We start from the raw sequence: 15,275 nt of genomic DNA on the forward strand, positions 1-15,275 counted from the left end.
GAATCCCGCCCGTGACGACCCTTACCCTTGGCCGGGACGATTTCGCTCTGCAGCAACGCCTCTCCGATGAACTCGACGCCCTCAACAATGCTGCTCTGACCTCGGACGACGAGGCTGCCCTGTCCGTGCGCCTCACCGCGGACGACGGCACGCTGCTCGGCGGGCTCACCGGCTGGACCCGGGGCGGCTGCGGCGGCATCACCTCACTGTGGATCGCCCCTCAAGCACGGGGAACGGGCCTCGGCAGCCGCCTGATCCTCGCGGCCGAAGCGGAGATCGTCCGGCGTGGCTGCGACCGGGTGGTCGTCGCAACCATGTCGTTCCAGGCCCCGGGGTTCTACCTGCGGCACGGCTACCGCGAGGTCGGCCTCACCCCGGACATGCCGGACGGCACCGCCAAACACCACTTCCATAAACACCTCACCCCGCCAGCCCTTCCACGAGAATGACCATGCCGATGCCGATCAGCACCACGGGCAGCACGATGTGGCCCCACCGGGACAGCGCGCGGGCCACAGGCGGGCGGGTCGCCAGGAACCAGCCCGCCGCGCACCAGACAGCCACGCCGACGAGGAACACGCCCGCGTAGATCGTCATGCCACCCAGCCCCGCGACGGTGAACACCGGGACGTACACGCCGATGTTGTCCCCGCCGTTGGCGAACGTCACGGCCGCGACCTGCAACGGTCCCGGCACTTTCTCCCCCGGTCCGTCGACCCCGCTGTCGCCCGCCCCCGGTCCGGCGTCCCCGCTGTCGCCCGCCCCCGGTCCGGCGTCCCCGGTCTCGTCGTCGTGGCGGGTGCGCCAGGCCGACCGGGCGGCGCGCAGGCCCAGGAACAGCGGGAGCAGACCCAGGTACGGAATCACCGCTTCGGGAAGCAGACCCGCGCCGAACGCACCGACCACCGAGACCACCAGGATCCCGAGAAAGCCCAGGTACTGCCCGGCGACGATGCGCCACGCCCGCGAGCCGGTCGCGCGGCCGAAGAACACCGCGAGGATCAGGAGGTCGTCGATGTTCGTCACCGCGAACATCCCCGCGGCCTGGCCGAGCAGCGACAGTCCCATGGGCAGGTGATCATAGTGGGATGCTGCTGCTGGTCCCCCGCGACGTACTGCACCCCCGCCGCCCCGATCCACACTTCGCCACCCAGGCCGCGGCCGCCGGCACGGTCGCGCTGATCGACCACGACGCCCTGGCCGCCGGCGGGGACGCGGTCACCGCGGTGGCCCGGGTCCCGGAGACCGACGACGCCGTCTACCGCGGCTGGATGCTCAGCAGCGATCAGTACGCGACCATGTCGTCAGCGCTGTCCCACGGCGGCGTCACCCTGCGAACCAGCGCCGCGCAGTACCGGCAGGCGCACGAGTTGCCCGGCTGGTACTCCGCGCTGGAGGCGGTGACGCCGCACTCGGTGTGGACGGTGGGCGACAGCCGGGAGAAGTTCTCGCAGGCTGCGGCTTCGCTGGGCGCCGGGGCCGCCGTGCTGCGGGACTACTCGAAGTCGATGAAGCACTACTGGCACGAGGCCGCGTACATCCCGGACGTGTCGGATGCAGCAGCCGCGTGGCGCGTCGCGAGCCGGATGCGCGACCTGCGTGGCGACGATTTCGCCGGCGGTTTCGTGCTGCGCCGTTTCGAGACGTTCACCGGCCCCGAGGCCCGCACCTGGTGGATCGGCGGGGTATGCCGGCTCGTAACCGCACACCCGGACACACCCGACGACCTTCCCGACCTCGATCTGCTCGGATCACTGTCCGGCTCGTGCGTTTCGGTCACCGGCGTGGGTCTGACCGGCGCAGGCTCTTCGGTTGCGGTCAGCGGCGGGAGCCTGGTTCCCAACGGGGATCTGACCGGCATAGGCCCGTCGGGCGCGATCGATGGCGGGGGCCTGCTTCCCAACGGGGATCTGACCGGCATAGGCCTTTCGGGCGCGGTCAGCGGCGGGGATCTGGCTCGTGTGCGGGAGGCGGTCAGCGGGTTGGGGCTGCCGTTCGTGACGGCGGATCTGGTGCGGGACACCGGCGGGCGGTGGCGGGTCGTCGAGGTCGGTGACGGGCAGGTCAGCGATCTCCCGGCCGGGGTGCCCGCCGGGGACCTGATCGGGGCGCTGGCCGCATGACCACGTCACGCATCTCCCTGACCGGCCCGGACAGTCACACCCTCGTCCGGGAGCCCGGCGTGGGCATCGTCATCATCGGCCCCGCGCTGCCCGGGAGCCGCCGCCCGGACCTGGTCGTATCCGCGACCGACACCATCGACTGGTCCGTCTTCGACCCGTTCACCGTCCCCGCCGGATACCCGTGGCCGCGCGTGTTCCGCTACGAGGGCGACGACAAAGGCTTCCTGACCTGGGCCACCCGCCGCCCCATCGAAACGTTCACCTGGCAACCGCATGCCGCACTGACCGCCGACGCCTCGGCCGCCCAGCTGAGCCGGCTCAGCGTGATCCTGCGGGACGGCCCCCTCAACCTCGTCCTGCCCGCCGATTCCCACTACTTCTCCGCCGCCGGAGACCTGTCCCTTTTGACGGTCACCGCGCCCGGTGACTGCCCGCCACTCGGGTTCTTCCCCGACACGCAACCGACCGGCCCACCCGTTGTCCTGCCGGCGCTGCCGGGCCTGGTCGATGCCCGTTCCGTCGACGTCGCCGTGCCGCCACTGCGCCAGCCCTTCGACTGCGCCTCACTGCTGCAATTCCCGGGCCTCACCCGGGTCGCCCTCTCCGGCAGTCTCACGAACCTGCCCGCGCTGGCCTCCCTGCGTCACCTGGAAGTGCTGGAATTCCGCTACTGCCCCGACCTGGCGGACCTGCCCCCGCTGGACACCTGGACGCTGTCCCACCTCCTGCTCTTCAACACCGACGAGACCACCGGCAAGCGGTTGCGCGCCGCTGCGGGCGTACCGTCGATGTCGATCTCGCAGCTTCGCAAGCCGTCCTGGTTCCGCACCGAATACGGCCTTCCGTTCTCCGCCTGGACGCCCCGCAAGGCCAAGGCCGCCACGAAGGCCTACCGGACGGCCGCATCGGCGATCGGCAAGGCGACCACCTCCGCCGACGCCGAGGAAGCGGTCCGCGCCTTCGTCCGCGCGATCAACGCCCTGCCCGACGTCGAAACCACCGAACGCGAGGATGCCGGGGAAGCGGTCGCCCTCCTGACCACCGGCACGCCGTACGCCCAAGCCGCCGAAACCTGGTTCGACGACGAACGCGACTTCTGACCCCGCCTAGTCACGCATTGTTGTGTTTTCAAACAACCGGTCCACCTGTCGGCGGCTCGTCGGGCGGAGAACGCGCAGGTACCGGCCGTGCTCCGTGATCAGAGCGTTGACCCGGGGCCGCATGCTGCGCTGATAGCCGATTCGGTAGCGTGGCGGCGTAGTTGCCCTCGATGATCCACTGGTCGGTTCTGACGAGGTCGCGCTGAAGGTCGGCGAAGTCGTCCATCGCAGTGGGATTCCAGCTGTCGTCGTAATAGAGCTCGTCCAGGTGGATGACCGGCAGCCCGAGACGATCGCCGAGCCTGCGGGCAAGGACAGTCTTGCCGGAACCACCGCAGCCGATGACGGCGATCCTGTCCATGACCGTGACGGTACGGGTAGCCCGGGCCGGGAACGGCACGCCTACCGACGACTCGCAACGGTCACCTTCTGGTTGATCCTGGCCAAGGCTGACACCGGGTCCGGCGCCCGGGTCAGCGCACGGTCGATCACGATGTGGGTGGCGCTCACCCGGATCGCCACCCCCGTCGTGGCCGGGCGAGCGTGCCCGGTCGGGGCGGGCCCCGCCGTGGCTTGGCCGCTCACGGCGTCCTGAGTCGCGGCACTCACGGTCGCAGTCACAACGTCCATCGGGGTGCTCAGATCTGGCCGTGGCTGGGCGGGAGGACGTCGGCGAGGTCATACGCCGCGATGTGGTGGTATTTCCAGTCGAGGGGGTCGTGGACGCTGTGGGTGCGGGCGTTGCGCCAGTGGCGGTCGAGGTCGTACTTGCTGGCTGTGGCGCTGGTGCCGCACATCTGGAAGAGCTCTGAGGCTGCTTCGACCGCGACCTCGCTGCCGAAGGCCTTGGCGCCCGCGACGGCGAGGGAGCCGCGGGCCGCTTCGTCCGCTGACTCCGGGATCAGGCCGATCTCGTCGAGGGTGCGGGCTGCGGCGGCGAGCAGGGCTTCCGCCGCGTGGACCCGGGTTGCGATGCGGCCGTAGCGGTGCAGGACGTGCGGGTCGTCGGCTGCGGTCGACGCTCCTTTGCGGACGGCTTCGGTGGAGGGGCGGGCTTTTTCCTTCAGGTATGCCCTGGCGTCGCGCAACGCCGCGCCCGCGATCCCGACCTCGATGGCGGCGTGGACGATCTGCGCGCGGGCGCCGAGCTGCTGGGGCACCTCGTAGGCGTGGGCGTAGTCGAGGGTCAGCTGCACCGGGACGTCGTCGAAGGTGGCCGTGCCGCTGATCGTGGCTCGCTGGCCCATCACGTCCCAGTCGGTGTCGACGCTGACGCCGGCGGCGTTGCGCGGCACGAAGGCCAGGACGAGGCGCCCTGTGTCGTCGAGGGCGCTGACCGCGATCCAGGACGAGGTCAGGGCGCCCGTCGTGTAGTACTTCCGGCCGTTGAGGCGGCCCGAGGTGATCCGGGTCTTCAGGTCTTGGGCGTGTTTGCCGCCGCGCTCGGCGAAGGCGTTGCCGATGCGTTTGTTCGACAGCACGTCCTCGTACAACGGGGAGCGGGTTTCTTTGTCCCCGTGGGCCGCGAGGATGTCGACGAGCAGATAATGAGCCTGCGGGACCTGGGCGATCGCCGGGTCGGCTGCCGCGATCACGCGGGTGACCTCGGCCAGCGTCGACGGGCCGAGGCCGGGACCGCCGTCCTCGACCGGGACCGTTATGCCCAGCAGGCCGGAATTGTCGAGAAGGGCAAGGGCCTCGACGGGTACGGCGGTGGCGCCGGCGCGGTCACGCTCGATCGCGCCGGGGGCGAGGGCTGCCGCAACGTCGTGGGCTGCGGCGATGGCGGCGTCATGGGTTTCGATGCTCACGGGCCGATCGTAGGACTTCGGCAACCTCGCGGTGGTGGCCCTGTGGACAACCTCCCGACGGATGTGCATATGCGCAGGTCAGCATCGGTGACATTCACCCTGTGGATAACTGAGGGCCCCGCTGGGCGAGCCGGTATGGTTGGCCGCGGCCGACCCCCGACCCCGATCCGGAGTGTTCGTTGAGCGCAACCGACGAGATCGACCTGGCGGCTCCTGCCGATCCCCCGGCCGGGGCCGCGACCAGCGACGACCCGATCCACGAGCCCGCACCGCGCCCACGCCGGTTCGGTTCGGTGGAGGCGCTCGCTGTCCTGCTGGTGCTGCTTGTGATCTTCCGCGGCCCGCTGGCGTCGATGATCTCCAGCCCGCGCCTGCAGACGTGGACGACCGTGTTCGTCTCCGTGCTGGTGCAGGCCGTCCCGTTCCTCGTGTTCGGCGTCATCCTCTCCGCGGTGATCGCCGTCTACGTGCCACGGTCCTTCTGGGCGCGGGCGCTGCCGAAGCATCCCGCGCTCGCGGTGCCGGCGGCCAGCCTGGCGGGGGTCGTGCTGCCCGGCTGCGAGTGCGGCAGCGTGCCGATCGCGGGATCGCTGATCCGCCGGGGCGTGACCCCGGCCGCCGCGCTGGCGTTCCTGCTGGCCGCGCCCGCGATCAACCCGATCGTGCTGACCGCGACAGCCGTGGCTTTCCCCAACAACCCCGAGATGGTGGTCGGCCGCGGCGTCGCCAGCCTGATCGTCGCGATGACTATGGGCTGGCTGTGGCTGCGCCTCGGCAAGGCGGAATGGATCAAGCTGCCGCATCGCCCCGACCTCGACGGCATGTCGCGCGGCAACGCGTTCTGGTCCGCCGCCCGCCACGACGTGATGCACGCCGGCGGGTTCCTGGTGCTCGGCGCCGCCGCCGCCGCGACCATCAACGTCGTGGTTCCGGAGCGCTGGCTCACCAGCCTGGCGAGCAACCCGGTGCTGTCGGTGCTGGCCCTTGCGGTGCTCGCCGTCCTGCTCTCCATCTGCAGCGAGGCCGACGCGTTCGTGGCCGCGTCGCTGTCCCAGTTCTCGCTGACCTCGCGCCTGGTGTTCCTGGTGGTGGGCCCGATGGTCGACCTGAAACTGATCAGCATGCAGACCGGCGTCTTCGGCCGCCGCTTCGCCTCCCGCTTCGCCCCGGCAACCCTCGTCGCGGGCATCCTGACCGGCACTCTCGTAGGGGTGATCCTCCTGTGAATCGGCAGGCACAAGCAGTCATCATGCTGCTCTTCGGCGGCGCGATCCTCCGGGCGAGCATCGGCGACCTCTATCTGCGCTACGTCAAGGAAGGGCTGCGCCCTTTCCTCATCGGAGCCGGCATCCTCCTGGTCGCTGCGGCCATCATGACCCTGTGGTACGAGCTGCGCCCGGCCCGCAAACCATCGCCCGCCGGCACCGACGCGAACCACGGCGCGGTGAGCGCCCCGATGGTGACTGCGACTTCGGCAGCGGCATCCTCGGTCGGCAACGCTGCGACGGCCGCACCCCGCCACGACTTCGCCGGTTCGAACACCGCCGGACACCACGGAGCCGGATCGGCCGATGCCGGGCGTGATGGGGGCGGGTCGGACACCGCCGGGCATCACGGGGCTGGGTCAAACTCTGCCGGGCATCGCGGAGCAGGGTCGGACGCTGCCGGGCATGGTGGGGTCGCGGTGCTTGAGGATGTGGACGAGCATGGGCATGCGCATGACCATGAGCCGCGCATCGGCTGGTTGCTGATTCTCCCTGTGCTCGGGTTGCTGCTCGTCACGCCGCCGGCGCTCGGGTCGTATGCCGCGGGGCAGGCCGGGAGTGTGCTGACCGCGCAGAATTCCGACTCCGACTACGCGGCGCTGCCCGCGGGTGATCCGGTGGATGTGACGCTGCTGGACTACGCGTCGCGGGCCGTGTTCGACGCGGGGCGCAGCCTGACCGGGCGGCATCTCCGGCTGACCGGGTTCGTGACACCGGGGCCGGACGGGCAGCCGATGCTCGCCCGGATGGTGCTGTCCTGCTGCGCCGCCGACGGGCGCCCGATCAAGGTCGGGCTGGCCGGCGAGGGCCCGGCCGGTGTTGCCGCCGACACGTGGGTGCAGATCATCGGGACGTATTCCGACAAGGTCGGCACGGACCCCGTGAACAACGCCAAGGTCCCCTACCTGCAGGTGACGAGCTGGCAGGAGATCACGCCGCCGAAGCAGCAGTACGAATGAGGACTCGGGCCGGTGGTGTGGCGGGGCTTGCGGTGGCGGTGGTCGCGGGTGGGGCGCTGATCGCGTACCCGAGGGATGACGGGCCGGGCGTGGCGCTGGGCAGGGTGGGCTTCGCAACGGCCTGGCCCGCCGCGCAACGTGCCACGATCTCCGGGAACGTGCCGGACGGGCCGATCTTCCACCCGGAGACGTTCCTCGACGCCCGCACGGCCGTGGGCACGGCCCCGAGCCCGGACGGCACCGCGGTCCGCCTCCTGCTCCGCACCACGACCACCGCACCGCAAACGGCCGGCGCGGGGACAGCCGCCGGCCAGGGCACGACCGCGTCCGACACGCCGTCCACCCCGGACAAGGCCAAACCGTCTGCGAACGGTACGCCCGGCAAGGGCACGCGGTCGGGCCCAGACGCCGGGTCGAACCCAGACGCCGGGTCGAACCCAGACGCCGGGTCGGGCCCAGACGCGGGTGGGGACGCCGCCGCGGGCGGGGACACCGAAGCGGGCGGGGACACCGAAGCGGGCGGGGATCGGGTGCGGGAGTTGCGGCGGCGGGGGTTGGGGACGAATCCTGAGTTCGGGGCGGTGACCGTGGCCGGGGATGACCTGGTGTGGACGGAGTTCGCCGATGGGGAGAAGGTGTCGCTCTGGGCTGCCAAGACGGACGGTTCGCAGGTGCGGCGGGTGACCCGGGACACCGGGGATGCGATCTTCTCCGGGTCGCAGTGGGATCTGGTGGTTGCGGACGGGAAAGTCTGGTGGGTGGCCGCGGACAGTACGGATAAGACCGAGGTCCGGTCGGTTGCGCTGACCGGGGGCAAGGTTTCCGTGCGCGCCGAGCCTGGTGAGTGGGCGCTGACCTCGTGGCCGTGGCTGACCGACGGGACCGGTGACCAGACCGGCACCCACACGCTGCGGTCGCTGAGCGACAACCGGGAGATCCGGGTCGACACGACAGGTACGGAGCTGACCACGTGCAGTCCCGCCTGGTGCAGGGTGATGGTGCTGACCACCGACAGCCTGGCCCGGATCGACGCCATGCGGCCGGACGGAACGACGCGGCGCCGGATCGCGGGCGGCGCTGCCCGGGCCGCGATCAACGACGTCGCGGTGCTGGACCGCTTCGAGCTGCTGTCGGAGCCGGGCCCCGACTCCGACCTCACCGGCACCGAGGGCCTTGTCGTCTACGACCTGACCAGCGACCGCACCATCGAGATCAGCACGGCGGTCGAGGGCGCGTTCAGTCGCAACGGGATGCTGTGGTGGGCGACCGGCGACCAGGATTCCCTGCTCTGGCACACCCTCGACCTGCGAACCGTCTGACCGCCGGCCCGGGCCGGTGGGATGCGCGGGTCGGGCAGTGCGAGCGGCAGGCGCTGGCCGGGCACCCCAGGGGCAAGTGCGGGACGGCGGGTCAGGCAGCTTGGCGGGCGAGGTGGGTGATCTCGTCGGCGCAGCCCCAGCTGAGGGTCATGCCGGCACCGCCGTGGCCGTACGCGTGGATGATCGTGCCGTCGTCGCGGGGCTCGGCTTCGACGCGGGGGCCGCCGTGGCGGGCGGGGCGGAGGCCGACCTTCTCGGTGAGGATGGTGGCTTCGGCCAGCTCGGGGACCAGGGCGACGCAGCGTTGCAGGATCGCGGCGCGGGTGGCCCGGTCCGGGGTCAGGGTGGCGTTGCCTTCCTGGTAGGTGCCGCCGAGGACCACGTCGGAGGTGCGGGGGTGGATGTAGGTCGGCGGGTCGGTCTCGGTGCGGATCGAGGTGGTGAGGCCGGGATTCGCGACGATGAGGATCTGGCCGCGTACGGGGAAGACGTTGGGGTCCTGGCACAGGCGGCCCGCAGCCAGGCCGGTGGCGTTGACCACCACCGAGGCCTGGGCAAGGGCTTCGGACAGGTCGGAGATGCGGCGCTTGTGTAGGCGGACCCCGGATGACTCGAGGTGGGTTCGCAGCCAGGGCAGGTAGGTGTCCATCTCGACCAGCGGGGCCTCGAAGTGGATCTCTTTGCCGGCGTAGGTGACCTCGCCCGCGGCGGAGGCCCACCACGGTTCGGAGACCGCGCCAGCCACTGCGGCCCGCCCTCTTTCGGATGCCGCGCCCGCCGGTGCGGAGGCCGCCACGGCCGACGGTTCGGGGGCTGCGGCCGGCGTCAGGATGTTGCGGGTGGGGCGGAGGAGGACGCCGGGGATGTGCTGGGCGGCCTGGTGGCGGAATTCGGTGTAGGTGGCGGCGGCCCAGGTGAGGACGCGGGGGTCGTAGTCGGTGCGGGTCGGGTACCAGACGGCGGCGGCCACCGCGGAGGTGGTGTCGAGGGGGTCATGGGCCGACCAGATGGTGACCGTGGCGCCTTGGTCGCGCAGGCGGGCGGCGGCGGTCAGGCCGATGATGCCGCCGCCGACCACGATGACGTCGGGCATGTGGGGCGTCAGTCGGTGGAGGGTGAGGACGACGCGGATTTCGAGGACTTCGGTTTCTTCGAGGACTTCTTGCTCGAGGAAGTGGACGGGGACGGCGAGGAACTGGGGGTGGCGCCCGTACCCCAGGTCGGGGGGTCGTTGTTGGGGAGCATGCTGCCCGACCAGGTGACCTGGAAGGGGGCCGCGCCGGCTTCCTTGCCGAAAGCTTGCGCCGATTTGGGGGTGCTGGCGAGGCGCCAGTCGAGTTCCTTGACCGCTTCGTACCAGATGAAGCCGATGATTTCCTTGTGCTTCGGGAGGTAGTCGAAGAAGTCGCCGATCCATTTCGTACGCTGGCCGGACTGGTTTGTGGCGCCCGTCTCGGTGATGACGATGGGGCGGTCGGTGACCTTCTTGAGCGCCTTGAGGGTGGCGTCGAAGATGGCGCCGGGGGTGCGGTAGTTCTCGGTGCCCGCCGTGCCGTAGTAGCCGGAGATGCCGACCCAGTCGACCTGGTCGTCGCCCGGGTAGTAGTCGGCGAGGTCCAGTTTGTTGTCGAGCACGACGTTGGTGCTCCAGACCCAGGTGACGTTCTTGACGCCCTCGGCCTGGAAGATGCCGCGGACGTGTTTCCACATCTTGACGTAGTCGCCGGGTTTGTTGCCGTTGACGTTGGCGCCCCAGGGGTACCAGAAGCCGTTCATCTCGTGGGCGAGCCGGATCGCGACCTCGTACTTGAGGTTCTTGACGCCCTTCGCGTACGCCTTGAGGTAGGCGTCGTGCTCGCCCGCGGTGATCGCGGAGAGTTTGTAGTCGGGCTGGTCGGCGTGGGTGCCGTTGTCGTCGACGCTGTCGTCCTTGTAGTTCCACGGCTCCCAGCTGAGCATCGGGAGCATGCCGCGCTTGGCGATCTTGTCGAACGGGGAGCGGTCGAACTTGGCGTTCACCCAGCCCTCGTTGAACATCATGACGCTGGGCTTCGTGCCGGTGGTGTCCTCGAACGCGTCGACCGGCTTGAAGTCGAACGCGCCCTCCTTGGTGGTGACGCCGATGAAGCGCTTGCCGGCCGCGGGGAAGAGCTGTGGTTCCTGTGACTGGCCGCCGCCGTGCTGGGAATCGTCGCCGGAGCCGAGCCCGAGTGCCTCGGCGACCGCGTCGGCGTTCTGGCGTTCGGCGACCTTGGGCGCGATCACGAAGACATAGCTGATCAGGGCGACCACGGACAGGAAGACGGTCAGCTGGGGTCCGGTGGGCTTCATCGCTGTCCCTCCCGCTGGTCACGGCGGTGCGCGGGGCCGGGCTGGCCGTCACGGTACGCAGGACCGCCGTCGCGGTAAGCAGGATCGGGCTGGCCATCACGGTACGAAGGGTCGGGCTGGCCGTCGTGGGGAGCGGCACTGCCGTCGCGGGGAGCGGGCTGGCCGTCGCGGCGAGCAGGACCGCCACCGCGCCCGCCGCGGTGAGCAGAGCTGCCGTCACGGTGAGCGGGACCGGCGTCACGGTGAGAGGGGCCGCCGTGGCGGTTCGGTGGTGGCCAGCCCGCGGGCGGGTCGTTCTCGTCGTGGGCGGGCATGACCGGCACCGGCGGCCGGATGTGGTGCCGCGCGGGAACCGGCGGCGGCGCCTGCCGCTGCGGAGGAGCGGGCGGGGAGACCGGCGGGGACGCTGGCCGCTGCACAGGAACGGGACCGGGCCGTTGCGCAGGCACGGGACCGGGTCGCTGGGCGGGAACAGGTCCGGGGCGCTGAGCAGGCACGGGCCCGGGGCGCTGGGCGGGAACCGGCCCCGGGCGCTGAGCAGGAACCGGACCGGGGCGCTGGGCGGGAACGGGTCCGGGGCGCTGGGCGGGAACGGGTCCGGGGCGCTGGGCGGGAACGGGTCCGGGGCGCTGCGAAGGCGCTGGGCGCTGGCCGGGGACAGGAGCCGGGGCTGGGACGGGGCCGGGAGTGACGGCGGGAGCTGGACCACCGCGGCCGGGATGCTGGGCCGGGGCGTTGCGCTGGGCCGGAATGACCGGCACGGACGGCAGGGCGGCGGGGTGCGGGGCGACCACGGGGATGACGGCCGTGTCGACGTTGCCGGGGCCGGGGGCCTCGACGCTCGGTTCCGGCAGCGGAAGGAGTTCGGCGAGGGGCTGCGGCGGGGGCTCCGGGTGGCGGCGGGCGCTGATGCCGGAGATCCAGGCGGCGAGGGGCGGGGCGAGGCCCATGAGCAGGGTCAGGCCGGCCCAGATGCGCAGCAGGGTGTAGTCGTGGTGGCCGGTGTAGCTCAGCGCGAGCATGCCCGCGGCGAACAGGAACCAGAGCAGGTGCAGCCGGAACGTGCCGAGCGACTCGGTGGTGCGCATCTTGCCCTTGGCGGTGACCACGAACGCGAGTTTGCGGCGGAACAGGGCGGCGAGGCCGGCGGCGACGTAGATGGGGCCGCAGAACAGGGCCAGGCCCATGCCCGGCATGCCGATCTCTTCCCGCTCGTGGGTCGCGATGTTGTAGCGGCGCAGCCAGAGCAGCATGCCGAACCAGGTGACGAGGGTGGCGCCCCAGAGCAGGCCCCACGTGGTGCCGTCGAGGTCGACCGCGGAGACGCCGGTGGCGAGATACGTGGCGGTGGCGATGTTGCCGAGCATGAGGCTGACCGCGACGCTCGGGTAGTAGAACTGCAACAGGCGGTAACCCCAGCGGCGGCGTACGCCCAGCTTGTTGGAGTTGTGCAGACGGCGGTGCAGGATGATCTCCCAGACGCCGTACGCCCAGCGTTTCTGCTGGTTGAAGTAGTCCGCCCAGGAGGTGGGGCCCTCGCCGATCGCGATCACGTCGGGGGTGTAGACGCCTTTCCAGCGGTTGCCCGTACCCGGATTGGTCGCGGTGTGGATCTTGATGCTGGTGACGTGGTCCTCGATGATCGAGTCCTGGTAGCCGCCGATGTCGCGCATCGCCGACGGGCGGTACAGATGCCCGGTGCCGGTGAGCAGCGGCGCGTCGAGGCCGTTGCCGCCGCGGGCGATGATGCCGTTGAAGAGGTACTGCTGCACGGAGGCGCCGTGCGAGACCCAGTTCTGGTACATGTTGCCGTACACCTGGGGGCTGACCACGAAGGCGACGTCGGGGTCGCGGAAGTAGCCGAGCGTGCGCTCCAGGAAATTGATCATGGGTACGTGGTCCGGGTCGACGTTCGCGACGACGTCGTAGTCGTGCTCGTGCTCGGCGCGCCACGAGTTGTGGTTGCCGGACTTGGTCTTCGCGCGGAACTGCCCGGCCTCGGTGTTGTACTCGGGGCGGCCCTTGCGGCTGAAGTGCTTCACGCCGATGCGTGCGGCCATCGCCTTGACCTGCGGATCGTCGCCCTCGTCGAGGATCCAGACGTCGACCTGCCCGGCGTAGAGGACCTGGCGCATGCGGCGCAGCGTACGCTCAGCGACCTCGATCGGCTCCTTGCTCGGCACGATGGTGGTCAGCAGCGCGACCCGCAGCCCGATCGGCGGGTCCATCGGGACGGGGTCCTTGGCGTTGAACGCGAAAAGGCAGACGGTGACGCTCTGCCCGAGCCGGATCAGCTCGACCACGATCATCACGCAGTAGCTGGCCCGGGCGACCGCGAGCTGCCAGCCGTCGGCGCCGACGCCCATCGCGCCGGGGACGTGCTCGGGCAGCAGCAGCCAGCCGAGGAACAGCCCCGCGGTAGCGATGTTGGCGAGCACGAACAGCGTCATCACGACGCGCGCCATGGGGCTCGCGATGTGCCGGAAGATGACCGGCTGGTCGGCGCGCTCGGGCGAGATCGGCGGACCGGCGGTCTCGGAGCAGTCGAGATATGCCTGGCGGGTGACGATGTTGCGCTGCGCCCGGCTGAGGTTCAGCTCCGGCTTCGACGTGGGGCCGGATCGCGTCCCTGGTGATGGCTTTCGCCGTTTCGGCGCCAGCTGGCGTTCCCCCGATTTCACGCCCATGCGTGCTTCCCCATCTCCTTGCCTTCGTCGTGCCCGATCACCTTCATTACCGCGTCACTTCTTTATCGCGTCACTTCTTTACCGCCAGGGCGAGCGTGAAGCCCTTCTGCCGCCAGGTCTGCGTGACCTTGTACCGCTCGGCGATCACCACGGACTTGCCGTTGTCCATCTCCCCCAGCGGGTCCTCCTGGTAGCCGAGCCGCACCACCCACAGTCGCGGGGTGTCGCCCAGGCACTTCGGGATGTCGGGGCACTCCAGGGCGGCGAACGAGCCGTTGGTGCGTTGCGGCTGGGTCGCCAGCACGTCCTTGGGTTGCCGGTCGGCGGGCGTGTAGTGGGCGATGGAGTCACGCCCCACCCAGTTACCGCCGGGGTCGGTCATACCGTAGACGATTCCGTCGCCCGGCTTGAACCCATCGGCAATCGTCAATGCCATCTCGCGACTGGCCTCGCCGTGCCCGTCGGTGGCGCGGATGTCCAGCTGCGCGGGGACCGCGAGACCGGCGATCGCGAGCACGCCGAGCACCGTCCAGACCACCTTGGCGCGGCCGAGCGCGACCGCGGCGAGCAGGGCCCACGCGGGCAGCGAGAACAGCAGGTAACGGGTCAGGAAGATCGGAGTGAACTGCGCGGCGACGACCAGGAAGATCGGCGGGAGCACGGCCCACGCGGTGTAGAGCGCGGTGGGGCGGCGCAGCGGCAGGGCGAAGAGCGAGAGCACGAGGATCAGCGCCGCGATGCTCGCGGTGCCGACGAGCTCACCCGGGAAGTGCTGCAGCGTGTAGGTGTCGGGCTTGGTGATCCAGGAGACCTGGGCCTTCTGCTCGCTGCCGTACTTGAGCAGGGGCAGGGCCGGCAGGGCACCGAGGAACGCGGTGATCATCCAGCCGAGGGTGCGATGCCTGTACTGGGCGAAGACGACCCAGCCGTGCGCGCCGAGCAGCAGCAGCGAGATCGGGTGCAGCACGCCGAGCACCGCAACGGCGAGCAGGTAGCCCAGCCAGCGGAAGAACCCCGGCCTGCGCAGCGCGGCGACCAGGGTCACCGTGGCGAGCACGGCGAAGAAGGTGGCCAGCGCGTAGACGCGGGCCTCCTGCGCGAACCGGGCGGAGGACGGCAGCACCGCGAAGATCAGGCCGGCGGCGAGCCCGACCCGGCGGCTGGCCAGGCGGGCGCCGAGCGCTCCGATCAGCCCGGCGGCCAGAACCATCGCGGCCAGTGACGGCAACCTCACCATGAGGTCGGAGTTGCCGACCAGGTCGGTCCAGCCGTGCAGCAGCACGTAGTAGGGCCCGATGATCGCGTCGACGTACTTGAGGACCTTGAACATGTCGTCGTACGACACGGTGGTCATGCCCCAGCTGGCCAGCTCGTCGGTCCAGAGCGACGGGCGGGTGATGCCCGCGTAGCCGACCACGGCCATGAGCAGGGCAGGCAGCAGCCACGGCCATACGCCGATCGAGTTGACGTGCACCTGTTCGCCAGGTGGCACGTCCGAGTGGTCCTCGTCCTCACCCCACGGATCGCGACGCGGAGTTTTGGCGTCACGCAGCTTGGGGATGACTGCTGTCTGATCGGGAGTAGTCAAGGTCGTCTTCGCATTCGGGCGCTGGGATGCGCGCTCTGGCATGGCCGACGCATCCTAAACGGACGATGTGTCCGCCGTGTGTGACTAGGGGC

13 protein-coding genes are annotated in these 15,275 nt (G+C 70.5%); 6 read left to right on the forward strand and 7 right to left on the reverse strand.

Translation table 11 applies throughout. The features are described 5' to 3' along the window. The coding region (locus tag Ahu01nite_RS06625; protein ID WP_203835517.1) for a GNAT family N-acetyltransferase at positions 1-449 on the forward strand (449 nt) is incomplete at its 5' end. Here the strand turns inward: Ahu01nite_RS06625 and Ahu01nite_RS06630 are convergent. Continuing rightward, the gene (locus Ahu01nite_RS06630) at positions 421-1,068 is read right to left on the reverse strand and encodes a cadmium resistance transporter (RefSeq protein WP_203835518.1); all 648 of its coding nucleotides are present in this window, start codon (positions 1,066-1,068) and stop codon (positions 421-423) included. The two genes, Ahu01nite_RS06625 and Ahu01nite_RS06630, sit on opposite strands and share 29 nt — an antisense overlap. A 20-nt stretch (positions 1,069-1,088) precedes the next feature. Here Ahu01nite_RS06630 and Ahu01nite_RS50220 point away from each other — a divergent pair, with 20 nt between their 5' ends. Both Ahu01nite_RS50220 and Ahu01nite_RS06640 read left to right on the forward strand, forming a co-directional pair. Continuing rightward, positions 1,089-2,123: an ATP-grasp domain-containing protein gene (locus Ahu01nite_RS50220; protein ID WP_239158671.1), complete on the forward strand. Its 1,035-nt coding sequence runs from the start codon at positions 1,089-1,091 to the stop codon at positions 2,121-2,123. Further along, positions 2,120-3,223 (forward strand): hypothetical protein, encoded by a 1,104-nt coding sequence (locus tag Ahu01nite_RS06640; protein ID WP_203835519.1) that lies wholly within the window; start codon positions 2,120-2,122, stop codon positions 3,221-3,223. The genes Ahu01nite_RS50220 and Ahu01nite_RS06640 overlap by 4 nt, the downstream gene beginning before the upstream one ends. Positions 3,224-3,251: 28 nt before the next feature. Here Ahu01nite_RS06640 and Ahu01nite_RS06645 read toward each other — a convergent pair whose 3' ends face one another. Both Ahu01nite_RS06645 and Ahu01nite_RS06650 read right to left on the reverse strand, forming a co-directional pair. Beyond that, entirely contained in the window at positions 3,252-3,584 is a 333-nt protein-coding gene (locus Ahu01nite_RS06645) for a P-loop NTPase family protein (protein ID WP_239158672.1), read from the reverse strand. A gap of 277 nt (positions 3,585-3,861) precedes the next feature. Beyond that, on the reverse strand, positions 3,862-5,034 hold the full coding sequence (locus Ahu01nite_RS06650) for an acyl-CoA dehydrogenase family protein (RefSeq protein ID WP_203835520.1): 1,173 nt from the start codon (positions 5,032-5,034) through the stop codon (positions 3,862-3,864). A 179-nt stretch (positions 5,035-5,213) separates the two neighbouring features. On the opposite strand from Ahu01nite_RS06650, the gene Ahu01nite_RS06655 reads away from it, so the two are divergent. The 3 genes from Ahu01nite_RS06655 to Ahu01nite_RS06670 are packed head-to-tail and all read left to right on the forward strand — an operon-like array spanning position 5,214 to position 8,577. Beyond that, the gene (locus tag Ahu01nite_RS06655; RefSeq protein WP_203835521.1) at positions 5,214-6,260 is read left to right on the forward strand and encodes a permease; all 1,047 of its coding nucleotides are present in this window, start codon (positions 5,214-5,216) and stop codon (positions 6,258-6,260) included. A 23-nt stretch (positions 6,261-6,283) separates the two neighbouring features. Then, positions 6,284-7,258 (forward strand): TIGR03943 family putative permease subunit, encoded by a 975-nt coding sequence (locus tag Ahu01nite_RS50225; RefSeq protein WP_239158673.1) that lies wholly within the window; start codon positions 6,284-6,286, stop codon positions 7,256-7,258. Next, positions 7,255-8,577: a hypothetical protein gene (locus Ahu01nite_RS06670; RefSeq protein ID WP_203835522.1), complete on the forward strand. Its 1,323-nt coding sequence runs from the start codon at positions 7,255-7,257 to the stop codon at positions 8,575-8,577. The genes Ahu01nite_RS50225 and Ahu01nite_RS06670 overlap by 4 nt, the downstream gene beginning before the upstream one ends. 91 nt (positions 8,578-8,668) lie before the next feature. Here the strand turns inward: Ahu01nite_RS06670 and Ahu01nite_RS06675 are convergent, their stop codons facing one another. The 4 genes from Ahu01nite_RS06675 to Ahu01nite_RS06690 all read right to left on the reverse strand — a co-directional run bounded on the left by Ahu01nite_RS06675 (position 8,669) and on the right by Ahu01nite_RS06690 (position 15,183). Then, complete coding sequence (locus Ahu01nite_RS06675) at positions 8,669-9,670, reverse strand: FAD-dependent oxidoreductase (protein WP_203835523.1); 1,002 nt, start codon at positions 9,668-9,670, stop codon at positions 8,669-8,671. Positions 9,671-9,678: 8 nt separating this feature from the next. Next, a complete protein-coding gene (locus Ahu01nite_RS06680) occupies positions 9,679-10,908 on the reverse strand; it encodes a glycoside hydrolase family 26 protein (RefSeq protein ID WP_203835524.1) in 1,230 nt (409 codons plus the stop codon). After that, positions 10,905-13,595, reverse strand: coding sequence for a glycosyltransferase family 2 protein (locus Ahu01nite_RS06685; protein WP_239158674.1), 2,691 nt, complete (start codon positions 13,593-13,595; stop codon positions 10,905-10,907). The genes Ahu01nite_RS06680 and Ahu01nite_RS06685 overlap by 4 nt, the downstream gene beginning before the upstream one ends. Positions 13,596-13,665: 70 nt before the next feature. Beyond that, entirely contained in the window at positions 13,666-15,183 is a 1,518-nt protein-coding gene (locus Ahu01nite_RS06690; protein ID WP_203835525.1) for a glycosyltransferase family 39 protein, read from the reverse strand. Between the last annotated feature and the right edge of the window lie 92 nt (positions 15,184-15,275).

The sequence above is a fragment of the Winogradskya humida genome (assembly GCF_016862215.1).
In the GTDB taxonomy this organism is placed as follows: Bacteria; Actinomycetota; Actinomycetes; order Mycobacteriales; family Micromonosporaceae; genus Actinoplanes; species Actinoplanes humidus.

Coding starts and splice junctions, on each gene's coding strand:
- Ahu01nite_RS06630 (WP_203835518.1), bottom strand. CDS start 1,068: ATGGGACTGTCGCTGCTCGGCCAGGCCGCGGGGATGTTCGCGGTGACG.
- Ahu01nite_RS50220 (WP_239158671.1), top strand. CDS start 1,089: ATGCTGCTGCTGGTCCCCCGCGACGTACTGCACCCCCGCCGCCCCGAT.
- Ahu01nite_RS06640 (WP_203835519.1), top strand. CDS start 2,120: ATGACCACGTCACGCATCTCCCTGACCGGCCCGGACAGTCACACCCTC.
- Ahu01nite_RS06645 (WP_239158672.1), bottom strand. CDS start 3,584: ATGGACAGGATCGCCGTCATCGGCTGCGGTGGTTCCGGCAAGACTGTC.
- Ahu01nite_RS50225 (WP_239158673.1), top strand. CDS start 6,284: ATGCTGCTCTTCGGCGGCGCGATCCTCCGGGCGAGCATCGGCGACCTC.
- Ahu01nite_RS06670 (WP_203835522.1), top strand. CDS start 7,255: ATGAGGACTCGGGCCGGTGGTGTGGCGGGGCTTGCGGTGGCGGTGGTC.
- Ahu01nite_RS06675 (WP_203835523.1), bottom strand. CDS start 9,670: ATGCCCGACGTCATCGTGGTCGGCGGCGGCATCATCGGCCTGACCGCC.
- Ahu01nite_RS06680 (WP_203835524.1), bottom strand. CDS start 10,908: ATGAAGCCCACCGGACCCCAGCTGACCGTCTTCCTGTCCGTGGTCGCC.
- Ahu01nite_RS06685 (WP_239158674.1), bottom strand. CDS start 13,595: ATGGGCGTGAAATCGGGGGAACGCCAGCTGGCGCCGAAACGGCGAAAG.